This window comes from Acinetobacter sp. AOR14_HL (assembly GCF_027855175.1).
GTDB lineage: Bacteria > Pseudomonadota > Gammaproteobacteria > Pseudomonadales > Moraxellaceae > Acinetobacter > Acinetobacter calcoaceticus.
In genome coordinates this window covers 144,657-160,784 of record NZ_JAKTII010000004.1, presented here as the reverse complement: position 1 = coordinate 160,784, position 16,128 = coordinate 144,657, and the positions used below count along the sequence as shown (strand labels likewise).

Annotated in this window: 15 protein-coding genes; 10 read left to right on the top strand and 5 right to left on the bottom strand. The window is 39.9% G+C overall.

The window, feature by feature from the left end; translation table 11 throughout:
- Positions 1-46: 46 nt before the first annotated feature.
- Both MKL38_RS04780 and MKL38_RS04775 read right to left on the bottom strand, forming a co-directional pair.
- Positions 47-406: a 5-carboxymethyl-2-hydroxymuconate Delta-isomerase gene (locus tag MKL38_RS04780; protein WP_198077661.1), complete on the bottom strand. Its 360-nt coding sequence runs from the start codon at positions 404-406 to the stop codon at positions 47-49.
- Positions 407-449: 43 nt separating this feature from the next.
- Complete coding sequence (locus MKL38_RS04775) at positions 450-2,162, bottom strand: AAA family ATPase (RefSeq protein ID WP_270902676.1); 1,713 nt, start codon at positions 2,160-2,162, stop codon at positions 450-452.
- 230 nt (positions 2,163-2,392) lie between these two features.
- On the opposite strand from MKL38_RS04775, the gene mdh reads away from it, so the two are divergent.
- Positions 2,393-3,565 carry an iron-dependent methanol dehydrogenase gene (gene mdh / locus MKL38_RS04770; protein WP_151822622.1) on the top strand — a complete coding sequence of 391 codons (1,173 nt, stop codon included), beginning with the start codon at positions 2,393-2,395 and terminating at the stop codon, positions 3,563-3,565.
- Between the two features lie 195 nt (positions 3,566-3,760).
- Positions 3,761-4,729 (top strand): alpha/beta hydrolase, encoded by a 969-nt coding sequence (locus MKL38_RS04765; RefSeq protein ID WP_270902675.1) that lies wholly within the window; start codon positions 3,761-3,763, stop codon positions 4,727-4,729.
- On the opposite strand, the gene MKL38_RS04760 is transcribed toward MKL38_RS04765, so the two are convergent.
- Positions 4,726-5,916: a helix-turn-helix domain-containing protein gene (locus MKL38_RS04760; RefSeq protein WP_198077663.1), complete on the bottom strand. Its 1,191-nt coding sequence runs from the start codon at positions 5,914-5,916 to the stop codon at positions 4,726-4,728. The genes MKL38_RS04765 and MKL38_RS04760 overlap by 4 nt on opposite strands.
- 142 nt (positions 5,917-6,058) lie before the next feature.
- Between MKL38_RS04760 and exaC the strand changes: the two genes are divergently transcribed.
- The 6 genes from exaC to MKL38_RS04730 all read left to right on the top strand — a co-directional run bounded on the left by exaC (position 6,059) and on the right by MKL38_RS04730 (position 12,606).
- A complete protein-coding gene (gene exaC / locus MKL38_RS04755) occupies positions 6,059-7,570 on the top strand; it encodes an acetaldehyde dehydrogenase ExaC (RefSeq protein ID WP_270902674.1) in 1,512 nt (503 codons plus the stop codon).
- 221 nt (positions 7,571-7,791) lie between these two features.
- The gene (gene eat / locus MKL38_RS04750; protein WP_270902673.1) at positions 7,792-9,228 is read left to right on the top strand and encodes an ethanolamine permease; all 1,437 of its coding nucleotides are present in this window, start codon (positions 7,792-7,794) and stop codon (positions 9,226-9,228) included.
- 16 nt (positions 9,229-9,244) lie between these two features.
- The gene (locus tag MKL38_RS04745; RefSeq protein ID WP_270902672.1) at positions 9,245-10,630 is read left to right on the top strand and encodes an ethanolamine ammonia-lyase subunit EutB; all 1,386 of its coding nucleotides are present in this window, start codon (positions 9,245-9,247) and stop codon (positions 10,628-10,630) included.
- Positions 10,631-10,640: 10 nt separating this feature from the next.
- The gene (gene eutC / locus MKL38_RS04740; protein ID WP_270902671.1) at positions 10,641-11,456 is read left to right on the top strand and encodes an ethanolamine ammonia-lyase subunit EutC; all 816 of its coding nucleotides are present in this window, start codon (positions 10,641-10,643) and stop codon (positions 11,454-11,456) included.
- Positions 11,457-11,622: 166 nt separating this feature from the next.
- Entirely contained in the window at positions 11,623-12,345 is a 723-nt protein-coding gene (locus MKL38_RS04735; protein WP_151745357.1) for a glutamine amidotransferase, read from the top strand.
- Positions 12,346-12,492: 147 nt separating this feature from the next.
- Positions 12,493-12,606 (top strand): hypothetical protein, encoded by a 114-nt coding sequence (locus MKL38_RS04730; protein ID WP_227556118.1) that lies wholly within the window; start codon positions 12,493-12,495, stop codon positions 12,604-12,606.
- 116 nt (positions 12,607-12,722) lie between these two features.
- Here the strand turns inward: MKL38_RS04730 and MKL38_RS04725 are convergent, their stop codons facing one another.
- Positions 12,723-14,450 (bottom strand): glutamine--tRNA ligase/YqeY domain fusion protein, encoded by a 1,728-nt coding sequence (locus MKL38_RS04725; RefSeq protein ID WP_005039731.1) that lies wholly within the window; start codon positions 14,448-14,450, stop codon positions 12,723-12,725.
- Positions 14,451-14,618: 168 nt separating this feature from the next.
- On the opposite strand from MKL38_RS04725, the gene MKL38_RS04720 reads away from it, so the two are divergent.
- Positions 14,619-15,128 (top strand): peptidylprolyl isomerase, encoded by a 510-nt coding sequence (locus tag MKL38_RS04720; protein ID WP_003652397.1) that lies wholly within the window; start codon positions 14,619-14,621, stop codon positions 15,126-15,128.
- A 15-nt stretch (positions 15,129-15,143) separates the two neighbouring features.
- The gene (locus MKL38_RS04715; RefSeq protein ID WP_270902670.1) at positions 15,144-15,863 is read left to right on the top strand and encodes a UDP-2,3-diacylglucosamine diphosphatase; all 720 of its coding nucleotides are present in this window, start codon (positions 15,144-15,146) and stop codon (positions 15,861-15,863) included.
- A gap of 7 nt (positions 15,864-15,870) precedes the next feature.
- On the opposite strand, the gene MKL38_RS04710 is transcribed toward MKL38_RS04715, so the two are convergent.
- Entirely contained in the window at positions 15,871-16,101 is a 231-nt protein-coding gene (locus MKL38_RS04710) for a hypothetical protein (protein WP_270902669.1), read from the bottom strand.
- Positions 16,102-16,128 lie beyond the last annotated feature (27 nt).

Genomic DNA, 16,128 nt, shown 5'->3' with positions numbered 1-16,128 from the left:
ACATAGTGCTGATCTCTATTCTTGATCGAAATTGCGCTTTTTAAAATTATACAACTTGCTTAAAATAATCTTCTTTTGGCATATCAACAAGTTCAACACACAATTGAATTTCTTTATTAAACTCTTGTTGTAGATAATTTTTATTGCTGAGTGCCGCTAACAACTGATCACCCATCAGTTGTTTTTGCTCTGCATTTCTTCCCGACAAAATATAAACTTTTACATGAATATAAGCCTGTTCTAGTCCCAAACCAATTAGGAAAACATCATCTTTACGCGCACGGCTTTTAATGTCTTCTGGGCTAAACAACTCTGTTTTAATGAGCGTTGTATTAATTTCTTCAAGTAATTGTTTTGCATTTAATCCAGTTAAGTTATCTGAATAATCAACTACAATGTGCGGCATAGCCACCTCAATTTATGTAATAAGTAATTAAGCTAATTAAACTTTACTCAATAAATAATAAAGCTAATCGAACCTGATCATATCCCATTCGAGGGCTGGTTGCTTCAACGATTGGTCGTAGTTTGATCGAACCATCATCAGAAAAATGATCTGGATTTTGGCGCTTTTTCAGTTTCTTATAAATTTTTCGGATTTCTTCAACTACTTCTTCTCCAGGATGGGCAACCGAAATATCCAGTTTTTGTTCTTTATGCAGTCGCGCCAAATGGTTAATGATTGTTGCTGGGGTAAGGCCACGTTCATGCGCAATATCTTCAATCTCATAGCCTTCTTCAAACAACGCACGTGTTTCGTCTAGAGTTGCCGAGGCATAATTTTGTTTCGCACCTTTTGAGAGTTTTTTCTCATTACGAGAAATCTCAGTTTCATTTAAAGTTCCGCCACAATGACGAATAAATGCTTTGTGCTGAGCAGTTAAATCTACATCTGCAAAGTTGTCCTCTGCTTCTTTAGACAACTCTTGGAAACGACGATCGGCTTTTACAGCCAAGCTATCTAGCTCTAGAGCTTGCTCGTTAATCCCTAATAACTTTAAGCCTGTTAAAGATTTCAAACGCGACAATGCCACATAGCCCTGACCTTTTTCAAAGGTATTCGTGAGGTTAATTTCAGCAGCTTCTAAGGTCATCCCTTGGCTTTTATGAATGGTAATCGCCCATGCCAAACGAAGTGGAATTTGCTGGAAACTGGCAATCACTTTACCTGCATCATTTTCAACTGACCAAGTTTCAGGCGCAACCAGCAATGTCGTGCCATCGGTTAGTTTCACCTTTGGCAACAATCCGTTTTCATCATCTTCTTCAAAACCAATGACTTCACCTAAACTCCCGTTGATATATCCCATATCAAAGTTGTTTTTTACAAACATGACTTTTGCATGTTTCTTTAAGGTGAGCTCTTCTGGTGCGCGAACTGAAGATTTTAAAGTTTCTACCAGTTTTTCATTACCATCTAAAACCGCATTGAATTGATGCCCTTCATTATCAATTTCATTTAAGTGCTGATAATTGATATTGTCGACATCCATATTGTGCGTATAGAGACGAGTAAAGGTCTCACCAATATCATGCGAGCGTGATTGACGTAATGCGTGTAAATGATCTGATTGAATATTTTGTGCGCGAATGGCATTTAAAATCTGGTTAAGGATTTCATCATCTTGGCGGTGTTGTTCTGTTAAATAACATACGCGAAATTTAGCTTCAACCCATGCATCAGACATAAAACAGAACTTGTCACGGTTGGCTTCACTATTACGTCCAACTGGTGGCAACTGAAAGAAATCTCCGGCAACAATGACTTGGATACCACCAAATGCCTCATCGCTTTCTTTAAAATATTTTAAAACCTGATTTACCAGATTAAGCTGTTTGGCATGGAGCATCGAGATTTCATCGATGACGAGAACTTGCGCATTTTCAAGGTGTTCCTTGAGATATCTACGCTCTTTCATACGTTTTAGGTCATCATCAGTTAACTGATCTTTAATCCCGATGCCTGCCCATGTATGAATCGTCATGCCGTTCATATGCGTTGCAGCAATACCTGTAGATGCCGTAATCGCCACAGGCACTTTACGTGCTTTTAAGTATTGGATGTACTGATTGAGTGTATAGGTTTTCCCTGCACCAGCCGAACCGGTTAAAAAGACATTTTCACCTGCTTTAAGCAGTTTAAGCGCAGTTTCCTGTTTCATAATCTCATAAGTACATCTTCAACAGCCCATAGCTTAACGACTTTCCCGAAAAAATTAAATGAATGCGCCAGAATTTCTGTAAAATCAATATAAATCAACAATTAACATTAAAATAATATTTGGTAGGTTTTTGGTAGGTAGGAAAATAATCTTCACATCACAATACTAAGGCCATGGTGAGGCTCACCTGTAATAACAAACAATGGATTTATGGAAGAAGGAATCACTCCATGGCTTTTAAAAATATTGCAGATCAAACAAACGGTTTTTATATTCCCTGTGTATCACTCTTTGGACCAGGATGTGCCAAAGAAATAGGTACAAAGGCACAAAACCTCGGCGCAAAAAAAGCATTAATTGTGACCGATGAAGGCTTATTTAAATTTGGTGTCGCAGATCTTATCGCAAACTATTTAACTGAAGCAGGCGTTGCTAGCCATATTTTCCCTGGTGCTGAACCAAACCCAACCGATATCAATGTCCATAATGGCGTAAATGCCTATAACGAAAATGGCTGTGACTTTATCGTCTCGCTAGGTGGCGGTTCATCTCATGACTGTGCAAAAGGGATTGGCCTAGTTACTGCTGGTGGTGGTCATATTCGTGATTACGAAGGTATCGATAAAAGTAAAGTACCGATGACGCCATTGATTGCAGTGAATACAACGGCTGGTACTGCTTCTGAAATGACTCGTTTCTGTATTATTACCAATACAGACACTCACGTAAAAATGGCAATTGTCGACTGGCGTTGTACCCCACTCATTGCAATTGATGACCCGAAACTCATGATTGCAAAACCGGCTGGTTTAACGGCTGCAACAGGTATGGATGCTTTAACCCATGCTGTTGAAGCCTATGTTTCTACAGCAGCCAATCCAATTACCGATGCGTGTGCAGAAAAAGCTATCACCATGATTAGTCAATGGTTACAACCTGCTGTAGCAAACGGTGAAAATATCGAAGCACGTGATGCAATGAGCTATGCACAGTACTTGGCTGGTATGGCATTTAACAATGCATCTCTAGGCTATGTACATGCAATGGCGCATCAATTGGGCGGTTTCTATAACCTACCTCACGGCGTATGTAACGCAATCTTGTTACCACACGTGTGCGAATTTAACTTAATTGCTTGTCCAGATCGCTACGCAAAAATCGCAGAGTTAATGGGTGTAAAAACTCATGGACTGACCGTGATGGAAGCTGCGTATGCTGCAATTGATGCCATTCGTAAACTGTCTTCATCCATTGGTATTCCATCAGGATTAACAGAGCTTGGGGTAAAAACTGAAGACCTTGCGGTTATGGCCGATAATGCTCAAAAAGATGCATGTATGCTGACCAATCCACGTAAAGCAAATCATGCACAAGTTGTGGAGATTTTCAAAGCAGCACTTTAATCTTGATGTAATGGCACATCCCTCTAGTAAGTCAAACCCCTCCGACCGTTGACTTACTTTTTGGGGAATACTTAGCTCCAGCGGTATTCCCTTTTTTTAAACCTCTATTCCAATCCAACCTCTAAACCTGATTGACAATTCGCCCATTTCATTGAAGGATACTCAGCATGTCTTAATTACAATAGCTCGATAAAAATGAATACATCCTCAGCTACTCAAAATTATGTTCCAGATATTTTAGGTACTGGCTACGAACAGCTCACACTCAACTTTCCCGATGATTACGAAGGTAAAGTTGTTGCCACATTGGTTCGTAAAAAGGCCGCTCAATCTACTCAAAAAGCTGTGCTTTATATTCATGGTTTTTTAGATTATTTCTTTCAAACTGAAATGGCTGAACAATTCAATGCACATGGTTATGACTTCTATGCACTAGATTTAAGAAAATATGGTCGTTCCAAGCTACCCCATCAAATCTTCTATAATGTGCTTGATTTAAGTGAATACGATGCCGAAATTACTCAAGCATTAGATATCATTGCTAAAGAACAGCACACTCAAGTATTGCTTGCAGGCCACTCGACTGGCGGTCTGACAGCAACGCTTTATGCTGCCCATCACCCAAACCATCCTCTTGTTAAAACGCTGTGGGCAAACAGCCCGTTTTACGACTTTAATTTAAGCTTGGTCGAAAAGAAATTTGGTATTCCAGTACTCAGTCGAGTAGGAAAATATCTACCTAAAGTTAAATTCCCAAGCCAACTGAACAAATGGTACACCGCGAGCCTTCACAAACAGCTCAAGGGCGAATGGGACTTTAATCTGGACTGGAAACCTACCTCTGCCCCTACGGTTCAACTCAGCTTTCTACATGCGATTCATACGGCACAAAAAGAAATACATCGCGGGGTTAAACTCGATATCCCTGCACTGATTATGCATTCTCATCAGACTAAAAACCCTAAAAAATGGGGAGCAGATGCGACTCAAAGCGATGTAATTTTAGACGTTAAAGACATTGAAAAATTTGGTAAAAAAATCAAAGGCGATGTCTCTGTTGTCTCTATTCACAATGGCTTGCATGATTTAGTCCTTTCGGCCCAGCCAGTACGAGAACAAGTCTATCAACAATTGTTCCAGTGGCTGGATCAAAAAATCACTTAACTGAGCTTAGGTGAGTCAAGGTATTTCATCAGCAATTGATGCGCGGGATGTTCACTCGGTACTAACTCCATAAGACGTTCTACCGCATCGATTGCTTCAGGAAAATGAGCTAAATGCTTAAGTAATAAATCTGTTTCTTGCGTTTTAAAAATTGCATCGCTCAAGCGCGATTCAAGGCAGTCACGCCATGCACATAAAAACGGGCTTTCAGTTTTTGCCAGAAAAACACCTGTGTAAAGCTGCAAAGCAGAAGCCGCATATCCCGCATCCAGTGCTTGTTCAGCTTGTAAAAAATCGGCTTCAACATGTACAAGCAAACGATATGGCCGAGATCCAAGTAAACCACCCAAAATATCTCGAAGTTGAGACATTTCAGCTTTAAGCGTACCCATACTCACTTTACGTTCGCCATAGAGCGCCTGATAGAGATGCTCTAAAGTTAAACCATGTGGACATAACGCCAATATGGTTAAAATTTCAATTTGACGCGGTGTTAATAATAAACTTTTGCCATTAAATTTAACTTGTGGTGTTGAAAAAGCACGAATATGTAATTGCTGACGCTGCTGCTCTAGCAAGGCAGATTGAATAATTGATGCACAACGTTCGGCAGCCAATATTCCTAAACTATTATGGTTCTTCCAAGTAGTCGATAAATCAACGACACCTAGAGTTTGTTTTGAGTATGGATCGATAATTGGCGCGGCATAGCACACCCAATCATGAATCGATTCCATATAATGTTCATTAGAAAAAACACAACTTGATTGCTGAGTTTTTAAAGACAAAGCCAATGCATTGGTGCCAACAAATTCTTCACGCCATTGCCCACCCTGCACAAAGTGAACACGCTCAGCTGCACTTTGCATTTGAGCACTTGTTGCCGTCCAAATGATCGTACTACCAATGTCACCAACAGCGATCACCATTGAGGATTGTTCAGCGATATGACGTAAGTCGTTGGCACACTGACTTAAAGCCATATCTAAAGCATTTTGTGAAGCAGATTTTTTCTCGACTAATGGAGCCGCAAAACGCTCTTTAGGAATCGCAGCAGAGGCTGAACGTTCCCATGAGCTTGCAATACTTTGACCCAGTTTGGCAGCATTTTGAGGAGAGAGACTATTTTGCGTACGCAGTTGATCAATCAACGTCCGTTGCTGCAATAAATCCTTTTTTGTGAACATTTGTAAATTCCTTATATATCCACATTTCTATTCCAACCTTTCTCCAACCTTCTTCTTTATATCCTAATTATACAAAGTACGAAAGTACCTACTGACAGGGTTCTTGTTAGTCTTTAGTCCTAAAAAGCAAAGGAATATTTATATGCGCTATATCGATCCAAATCAACCAGGCTCAAAAGTTCAATTTAAATCACAATATGAAAATTTTATTGGCGGTGAATGGGTTGCACCTGTAAAGGGTGTATATTTTGATAATGTATCTCCTGTTGATGGAAAAGCTTTCACCCGTATTCCACGCTCTAGTGCCGAAGATATTGAACTCGCTCTAGATGCAGCACATAAAGCGAAAGCAACATGGAATAAAGCCTCACCAACGGTACGCTCTAATATACTTTTAAAAATTGCTGATCGTTTAGAAGCAAATCTTGAAATGCTTGCTGTTGCAGAAACTTGGGATAACGGTAAAGCGGTTCGTGAAACTTTAGCAGCAGACCTACCACTTGCGATTGACCATTTCCGTTATTTCGCAGGTTGTATTCGTGCTCAAGAAGGCGGCATCTCTGAAATTGATGAAGATACCATTGCCTACCATTTCCATGAGCCATTAGGTGTGGTTGGCCAAATCATTCCATGGAACTTCCCAATTTTAATGGCAGCATGGAAACTTGCTCCTGCTCTAGCGGCTGGTAACTGTGTCGTGATTAAACCAGCAGAGCAAACACCAGTAGGTATTTTACTGGTTGCTGAACTCATCCAAGATATCTTACCGCCGGGTGTACTTAATATTGTTAATGGTTTCGGTGCAGAAGTCGGTCGTCCGTTAGCGACAAACCCACGTATTGCCAAAATTGCTTTCACAGGTTCGACTCAAACTGGACAAATGGTGATGCAATATGCGACCGAAAATATTATTCCAGTGACATTAGAACTTGGCGGTAAGTCACCAAACCTTTTCTTTGAAGATATCATGGATAAAGAGGATGACTTCTTAGAAAAAACACTTGAAGGTTTTGCCATGTTTGCCTTAAACCAAGGTGAAGTATGTACTTGCCCTTCTCGAGCTTTAGTACAAGAAAGTATTGCTGATCAGTTCTTGGAGTTGGCTGTAGAGCGTGTAAAACGTATTAAAACTGGTCATCCACTTGATACTGAAACCATGATTGGCGCTCAAGCATCTCTACAACAGCAAGAGAAAATCTTACGTTGTATTAATACGGGCCGCGAAGAAGGTGCAGAACTCTTACTTGGTGGTAGTGGCCGTAAAGAAGTAGGTGATGGTTTCTATGTTGATCCGACTATTTTTAAAGGTCACAATGGCATGCAAGTTTTCCAAGAAGAAATTTTTGGACCTGTACTTGCTGTGACAACATTCAAAGACTTTGACGATGCAATTAAAATTGCCAATGACACCATGTATGGTTTAGGTGCAGGTGTTTGGTCACGTTCAGCACACATTTCTTATCGTGCTGGTCGCGCTATTGAAGCGGGTCGTGTCTGGACAAATTGCTATAACATCTACCCTGCTCATGCTGCATTCGGTGGCTACAAAAAATCAGGTATTGGCCGCGAAAACCACAAGATGATGCTAGATCATTATCAACAAACTAAAAACTTGTTGGTGAGTTATTCAACTAAACCTATGGGCTTCTTCTAAGTTCTGCACCAAGTTGATACCAGACTATCAGCACTAGAAAGAAGTAAGATCATTAATTATGTAAGAAGCCAGTAATTTAGATTACTGGCTTCTTTATTTAGTACTGTTAGTTCTCAAGTTTTTATCATTTGGAATAAAAAAGCGTCATCTATTATCTAAAGTGCTTCATTTAGGCATTGCTTTTGCATTGATTCATACAAACCCACTCGCAGGAGTATTGTATGAATCAACCAGAAACAGCTTCCGTTATTGCTTCAAGCGCAGAAGTTTCATCAGCAGAATATTTTGCTCAGCGTCAACTTAAACAAGGTACGGTTGGTTGGTTACTCCTGATTGGTTTAGGCGTAGCTTATGTGATATCGGGTGATTTTGCTGGCTGGAACTTCGGCATAGCCCAAGGTGGTTGGGGTGGCATGTTTATTGCCACTGCCCTCGCTGCAATCATGTACCTGTACCTATGTCTTTCTATGTCAGAAATGTCCACCATGATGCCTACAGCAGGTGGCGGTTATAGTTTTGCACGTGCAGCTTTTGGTCCTTTTGGGGGCTATTTAACAGGAACAGCGATTTTAATTGAATACGCAATTGCGCCTGCTGCTATTGCCGTATTTATTGGTGGTTATTGTGAATCTTTATTTGGCATTAATGGCTGGATGATTTACCTCGCCTGCTATGCCGTTTTTATGGGCATACATTTAAAAGGTGCCGGCGAAGCCTTAAAAATTATGTTTGCAATTACTGTTGTCGCAGCAGTTGCTCTGGTTGTGTTTATTGTCGCAATGATTCCGCATTTTAATGCACAAAACCTGTTAGATATTCCAGTCGGTACAGCAGCTGGCGCTAGTCGTTTCTTACCCCATGGTTACTTAGGTATATGGGCAGCAGTTCCATTTGCAATCTGGTTTTTCCTTGCAGTTGAAGGTGTTCCTTTAGCAGCAGAAGAAGCAAAAGATCCTGCAAAATCATTACCGCGTGGTTTGATTGGTTCAATGCTAATTTTAACTGCCTTTGCTATGCTCATTTTATTCTTGGGTGCGGGCGCAGCAGGTGCAAGTACTTTACAAAACTCAGGCGCTCCTCTCGTCGATGCTCTGGTTAAAGTTTATGGCAGCAACACTTGGCTTGCGACCTTTGTAAACTTTGTTGGTTTAGCAGGTTTAATCGCGAGTTTCTTTTCAATTATCTATGCTTATTCACGTCAAATCTTTGCATTGTCACGTGCTGGCTATTTACCAACCTCACTCTCTTTAACCAATAAAAATAAAGCCCCTTATCTCGCAATTATTATTCCGGGCATTATCGGTTTCTTGCTTTCACTTACCAAAGAAGGCGACTCACTGATTTTAATCGCGGTTTTTGGTGCCACCATTTCTTATGTGTTGATTCTTTTATCCCACATCAAACTACGCCTATCTAAACCCGACATGCCTCGTCCCTATAAAACACCAGGTGGCATTGCGACCTCAAGCATTGCATTAGTTTTAGCAGTGGCTGCGGTAGTTGCAGGTTTTGTGGTTAACCCTAAAGTCTGGTTTATTGCTGCTGCTATTTATGCTGCATTTATTGCTTACTTTTTATTCTACAGTCGCTATCATTTAGTCAAGGGAACACCTGAAGAAGAGTTTGCAAATATTAAAGCTGCTGAACAAGAGCTATAAATAAAAGGATGCAACCATGAGTTATCGCAATATTGTCGCCAATCAGCAGTATCACTTTGCTGACCTAAAAACTTTAATGGCAAAAGCAACGCCATTACGTTCAGGCGATGAGTTAGCCGGTGTAGCTGCCAGAGATGCAACTGAACATGTTGCGGCACAAATGACACTGGCCGATGTACCACTTAAAACCTTTTTAAATGAAGTTGTAGTCGATTACGAAACCGATGAAATTACACGACTGATTATTGATGAACATAATCTGGCAGCCTTTGCCCCTATTTCACACTTCACAGTAGGCGATTTTCGGAATTGGTTACTTGGAGAAGAAGCAACTGCACAAAGCTTAAAAGCATTAGCATCAGGTTTAACTCCAGAAATGGTAGCTGCTGTCAGCAAAATTATGCGCAATCAAGATTTGATTTATGTCGCTAGCAAATGTGAAGTGGTCACCCAATTTCGCAACACGATTGGTTTAAAAGGCCATCTTTCTACCCGTTTGCAACCCAATCACCCTACCGATGATGTACTCGGTATTTCCGCCAGTATTTTAGATGGCTTGATGTATGGCAATGGTGATGCCGTGATTGGTATTAACCCTGCGACAGATAATTTACATAATTTGTCAGAGCTACTGAAATTGCTTGATCATGTAATTCAGGAGTATCAAATTCCGACGCAGTCCTGCGTGCTCACGCATATCAGCTCAGGTATTCAACTGGCTGAAAAAAATGTGCCGATTGATTTAATGTTTCAATCGATTGCTGGCACCCAACTAGCTAACGAAGGTTTTGGAATTTCACTTGATTTACTGCAAGAAGGATATGAAGCCACACTTGCACTCAAACGTGGAACCATTGGACAAAACGTTATGTACTTTGAAACTGGTCAAGGCAGCGCCTTATCAAGCAATGCACATCACGGCGTTGACCAACAAACATTGGAAACTCGTGCCTATGCCGTAGCCCGTAAATATAACCCGCTGTTAGTGAATACAGTCGTCGGTTTTATTGGCCCAGAGTACCTTTTTAACGGCAAACAAATTATACGCGCAGGTCTAGAAGACCACTTCTGCGGCAAGTTACTTGGCGTCCCCATGGGATGCGATATTTGTTACACCAACCATGCCGATGCAGACCAAAATGATATGGATGTTCTCCTTACCCTATTTGGCGCGGCGGGCATCAACTTTATTATGGGTATTCCAGGCTCAGATGATGTCATGCTCAATTATCAAACGACTTCGTTCCATGATGCCCTTTACCTAAGACAACTCTTAGGTTTAAAACCCGCTCCTGAGTTTTCTGCTTGGCTTGAACAACAGGGCATTTTTAAACAACAAAACTCTCAAATTTGTTGGGCGGACCACATGCCTGACCAATTCTCTCGTCTGCTCATGAATTAGGGAGAACACTATGAAACTCAGTCGAGATATTCAATATCCCTCCTCTACCCATCAAGATCAGTGGGAAAAACTCAAACAGTTTACCGATGCCCGTATTGCTTTGGGTCGTGCGGGTTGCAGTATCCCAACACGAGCCTTACTCGAGTTTCAGCTATCTCATGCACAAGCAAAAGATGCGGTTTATCAAGATATGGACGTTTTTCATTTATCTGAACAATTACAGCAACAGCAGCTTCCAAGCATTCATGTACAAAGTAATGCATCTAATAAAGAAATTTATCTCAAACGCCCAGATTTAGGACGTCAGCTTTCAAGCCAATCAAAAGATGTCTTAATTAAGGAATATGCAGAAAATCCACAACAGTACGATGTGTGTATTGTGGTAGGTGATGGACTCTCTGCAAGAGCAATTGAAGCGAATGCTGTGGCATTTATTGCAGCGCTGAGTGAACAAATTCAGCAAGAAAACTGGAGTCTTGCACCAATTGCACTTGCGACAGGTAGCCGAGTTGCTCTTGGCGATGAAGTTGCTGAAATCTTTAAGGCATCCATGCTTGTTATGCTTATTGGCGAACGTCCAGGACTAAGCTCTCCGGACAGTATGGGCATTTACTACACGTTGAATGCATATTCAGGCTGCCTCGATGCGAAACGTAATTGTATTTCCAATGTTCGCCCAGCAGGCTTAAGTATTCCAGTTGCGGTACAACGTTTAATCGCATTAATGAAAAAATCAAAACAACTCGGATTTTCAGGCGTTAATTTAAAAGACGAACATCAACTTTCAAACATAGGCCTTGAGGAAACTCAAAAGCTATTATTTTAAACAGTAGAATATGTTTAGGGATTTATTCATAAATAGATAATCCTTTGCATAACAACATCATTTTAACGAAAAATATCAATTTTTGGGTATTGGCGATTTATACAGATATTCTCTTCTTTATATTTATCGCTATACTCCACGTATTGATCTTCTATGAATCATTTGTATGAGCACAACAAACGCCTTCCCAAAAACTATTTATGCCATTCAGCATCTTGCTTTCGAAGACTTAGGTTCATTAGAAGATGTCTTTTATCAACTCGGATTTCGCGTCCGTTATTTTGAGGCAGGTGTTGATGATTTAACCCCTGCTTTTTCACATGAAGGTTTAACCATTATTTTAGGTGGCCCAATCGGAGTTTATGAAACTGACGATTATCCATTCTTAAAAGATGAAATTGCTTTACTCAAACAACGTTTAGCCGCTGATAAACCTACTCTGGGCATTTGCCTAGGTGCACAGCTTATTGCTCATGCACTTGGTGCAAAAGTATATGCAGGACATCAAAAAGAAATTGGCTGGGGTCCACTGAGTTTAAGCCTACGCGCTAATCAAGTTTTATCTGGTTTGCTTAATAATGTGCATGTTCTACATTGGCATGGTGACACTTTCGACCTTCCTGAAAATGCAGTGCTTTTAGCAAGTTCTGATGTTTATACTAATCAGGCATTTGAAGTCGGGAATAATATTCTTGCGTTGCAGTTCCACATTGAAACCACTGAAGAGCATTTTGAAAAGTGGTTAATTGGTCATACATGTGAACTTCGCCATGCAAATGTTTCGATTCCAAAGCTTCGCGAAGATAATTTGCAATACGCTCAAGCGCTCGAACATGCTGCATTTGAAATTATTCAAAAATTTCTCAAACGTATTGGATATAGTGGTTAATCGCTTTTTTATTACTACAAATAAGTTTAAATGCTTTTTTATTAACCAAAAGGTAGCGTAACAACCTATCTTTTGGGACATTTTATATTAAATTAAGTCTACTGCTTCACTATACTTTTCTTCACAAATATAAATAGTTAAATCATTATGGAAATCCTGAAATTTATTAAAAGCTTTAATACGGTGAATACCTATTTATCGCTAGCGTCTATTCTTCTTATAATCATTGTCCTTTATTTTTATGTGGTTAATCCAGCCTAGCTTATTTGCCAAAGCACCATAAAGCATAATATATGTAAGAAAATAGATATAAAAAAGCCCAACTGAGTTGGGCTTTTTTATATCTGCTATTTACTTAAAACCTGTTACTCGTCGTGTTACTTTTTCTCAGGCTTAAAGCTATCTTTCAAATCAAGAATACGGTTAAACACTGGTTTTTCAGGTGAATGATCGTGCTGATCTGCAACGAAATAACCTTCACGTTCAAACTGGAAACGATCTTCAGGACTCGCTTGTGCCAAAGCAGGTTCAATTACAGCTTCTAATACTTTCATCGAATCTGGATTTAGGTTTGCCAAGAAATCATCACCTGTTTCAGGGTCTGCTTCTGTGAACAAACGATCGTAAATACGTACTTCAGCAGGAATACCTTTGGTTGCAGATACCCAGTGAATCACGCCTTTCACTTTACGACCTTCAGGGTTTTTACCTAAAGTTTCAGGGTCGATTGAACATTTCAGCTCAACCACTTCACCATTTGCATCCTTAATGACTTCATCACATTTAATCACGTAAGCATGACGTAAACGTACTTCGCCGTCAGGAATTAAGCGTTTAAAGCCTTTTGGAGGTACTTCCTCAAAGTCTTTACGGTCAATATAGATTTCCTTAGTTAAAGGAATTACACGATCACCCATATCAACGTTAGGATGGCGAGCATGCGTAAGATCCATATCTTCTGGCAAATTGGTCAAAGTCACTTTAAGTGGACTTAAAACAGCCATACCACGCGCAGCTGTATTTTCCAAAGATTGGCGAATACAGAACTCAAGCATTGCAACATCTACAATACCATCAGTTTTTGACACACCTACACGTTTACAGAAATCACGTAAACCTTCTGGAGTAAAACCGCGACGGCGCATACCTACTACTGTTGGCATACGCGGGTCATCCCAACCATTCACATGACCACCTTCCACCAACTTACGTAATTTACGTTTTGATGTAATGGTGTAGTCCACGTTTAAACGTGAAGATTCATACTGATGTGGAACTGCTTTAGATTTTACCTTTTCTACAATCCAGTCATAAAACGGACGGTGATCTTGGAACTCTAATGTACAAAGCGAATGAGTAATCCCCTCAATAGCATCAGACAATGGATGAGCATAGTCATACATTGGATAGATTTTCCACTTATCACCTGTTTGGTGATGCTCTGAATGCAATACGCGATATAAAATTGGATCACGCATGTGTACGTTTGGGCTTGCCATATCAATTTTGGCACGTAAAACAGCTTCACCCTCTTTAAATTCACCACTGCGCATTTTTTCAAAGCGAGCAAGGTTTTCTTCAACAGATGCATCACGGTATGGTGAATTTTTACCCGGTTCAACAAAACTACCGCGGTTTAACTTAATTTCTTCTGGAGACTGTAAATCAACATAAGCATCACCTTGCTCGATTAATTGAACAGCCCATGCATATAATTGATCAAAATAACTTGATGCATAGCGTGGCTCACCATTCCAGTTAAAACCAAGCCACTTCACATCATTTGCAATACCGTCAACGTACTCTTGTTCTTCGGCATCAGGGTTTGTATCGTCAAAACGTAAATTACATAAACCATCAAACTCTTCAGCCACACCAAAGTTTAGGCAAATCGCTTTTACATGACCAATATGCAAATAACCATTTGGTTCTGGTGGAAAACGCGTTACGATCTGATTTGCACGTCCAGCAGCCAAGTCTTCAGTAATGACTTGGCGAACAAAATCTAAGCCAGCCTGTTGTTCTTGCTGCGCAGAATCGACAGAGGCATGAGTATTCGGTGTCGGGTTATTTGGCAGGCTCGAGACAACATCATTAGGCTTCATAGTGTATCAATCACTTCTTTGTAGATAAAATTTCGAAAAATTTAAACGCTATCTTCATTTTTAACAAAGATTTTAACGTTTTTTACTTGCCTTGTAGTTTACAGTTTGCTTATGCTTCTCTCAACCAAAAACCCATGGTCATAAGCCCATGTTTAGGAGATTAATGTAATGAGTTTTCCTCAAGTCGAATTAAACACCAATAAAGGTCGTATTGTTCTTGAACTGAATGCTGAAAAAGCACCTAAAACAGTAGCAAACTTTTTAGAATATGTACGTGACGGTTTTTATGACGGCGTTATTTTCCACCGCGTCATTGATGGTTTCATGATCCAAGGTGGCGGTATGGATGAAAACTTCAAAGAAAAAGCAACACGTGATTCAATTGAAAATGAAGCTGATAACGGTTTAAGCAACGACGAAGGTACGATTGCAATGGCGCGTACTCAAGCTCCTCACTCAGCGTCTGCTCAATTCTTTATCAACGTGAAAAATAACTCTTTCTTGAACCATACCTCTAAAACTGCTCAAGGTTGGGGTTATGCTGTATTTGGTAAAGTTGTTGAAGGTCTAGACATTGTTGAAGCGATCAAAGGTGTTCGCACTGGTAACCGTGGTTATCACGCTGACGTTCCGTTAGAAAACGTTGTAATCGAATCTGCTAAAATTATTTCTGAATAATTTTAGGATAAAGCTGTGACTTATCTGTTTATCTCAGATTTACATTTGTCACCTGAACACCCTCGACTCGTTCGAGGGTTTTTAGACTTATTAGTGCATTACCAAGATAAAAATACTCAACTCTATATCTTAGGCGATTGGTTTAATGCCTGGATTGGAGATGACTATTCAGCACCATGGCTTGATGAAATTGTTGAGGCCCTAAAAGACTTTAACCAAAAAGGAAATCGAGTTTACTTTCAAGTAGGCAACCGTGATTTTGCTCTTAATCAAGTTTTCCTCAATAAATTTAATGGCGTTTTACTCCCTGACATTTATTCCCTCAATATTGCAGGACATCAATATCGTCTAGAACACGGCGATGCATTATGTACAGATGACGTTTCCTATCAAAGATTTAAAAAGATTATTCGAAATCCTCTATTAGTCGCTCTTTTACGTCGAACTCCACTCAGTTTTCGCACTAAGTTGGTTAATGGCTTCCGCAAGAGAAGCTCCGCGGATAAACAACAAAAAAGCTATGAAATCATGGATGTGAATGAGCAAGCAGTTCTGTCTGCTTTAGCAGATGTAGATACACTGATTCATGGGCATACTCATCGCCCTTCAATTCATCAAGTGCAAGATAAACAACGAATTGTTCTTGGCGATTGGCGTGAGGATCAGGCTTATATTTTAGAAATTGATCCGTCTTCAAATATGCAACAGCTCGAATTGGTTGTCTGGAATTATTAGCTAGAAATTAGTCACTTTTTATTTCAACTTTCAATTCTTTAATTTTTTTATTTAAATCAGAATCGTAAATCACACACATGCTGGCAATAAATATAAATTTCCAGCTTATATGTGCATGATCGTGATACTCAATGTATAAAATAAGAAGACTCAATACAAATATAAGAATGATAAAGGCTTTAACAATTCTAATTTCTCGCAGCTTACTCTTTGCACCTGTTGGCATTAAATCAATCATTTTCAATAGATTACTAAACTTTTATAT

Bases quoted from the DNA above. Each gene is read 5' to 3' on its own strand.
- MKL38_RS04760 (WP_198077663.1), bottom strand. From the start codon at position 5,916: ATGTTCACAAAAAAGGATTTATTGCAGCAACGGACGTTGATTGATCAA.
- MKL38_RS04725 (WP_005039731.1), bottom strand. From the start codon at position 14,450: ATGAAGCCTAATGATGTTGTCTCGAGCCTGCCAAATAACCCGACACCG.
- MKL38_RS04775 (WP_270902676.1), bottom strand. From the start codon at position 2,162: ATGAAACAGGAAACTGCGCTTAAACTGCTTAAAGCAGGTGAAAATGTC.
- eat (WP_270902673.1), top strand. From the start codon at position 7,792: ATGAATCAACCAGAAACAGCTTCCGTTATTGCTTCAAGCGCAGAAGTT.
- exaC (WP_270902674.1), top strand. From the start codon at position 6,059: ATGCGCTATATCGATCCAAATCAACCAGGCTCAAAAGTTCAATTTAAA.
- MKL38_RS04745 (WP_270902672.1), top strand. From the start codon at position 9,245: ATGAGTTATCGCAATATTGTCGCCAATCAGCAGTATCACTTTGCTGAC.
- eutC (WP_270902671.1), top strand. From the start codon at position 10,641: ATGAAACTCAGTCGAGATATTCAATATCCCTCCTCTACCCATCAAGAT.
- MKL38_RS04735 (WP_151745357.1), top strand. From the start codon at position 11,623: ATGAGCACAACAAACGCCTTCCCAAAAACTATTTATGCCATTCAGCAT.
- mdh (WP_151822622.1), top strand. From the start codon at position 2,393: ATGGCTTTTAAAAATATTGCAGATCAAACAAACGGTTTTTATATTCCC.
- MKL38_RS04780 (WP_198077661.1), bottom strand. From the start codon at position 406: ATGCCGCACATTGTAGTTGATTATTCAGATAACTTAACTGGATTAAAT.
- MKL38_RS04720 (WP_003652397.1), top strand. From the start codon at position 14,619: ATGAGTTTTCCTCAAGTCGAATTAAACACCAATAAAGGTCGTATTGTT.
- MKL38_RS04710 (WP_270902669.1), bottom strand. From the start codon at position 16,101: ATGATTGATTTAATGCCAACAGGTGCAAAGAGTAAGCTGCGAGAAATT.
- MKL38_RS04730 (WP_227556118.1), top strand. From the start codon at position 12,493: ATGGAAATCCTGAAATTTATTAAAAGCTTTAATACGGTGAATACCTAT.
- MKL38_RS04765 (WP_270902675.1), top strand. From the start codon at position 3,761: ATGAATACATCCTCAGCTACTCAAAATTATGTTCCAGATATTTTAGGT.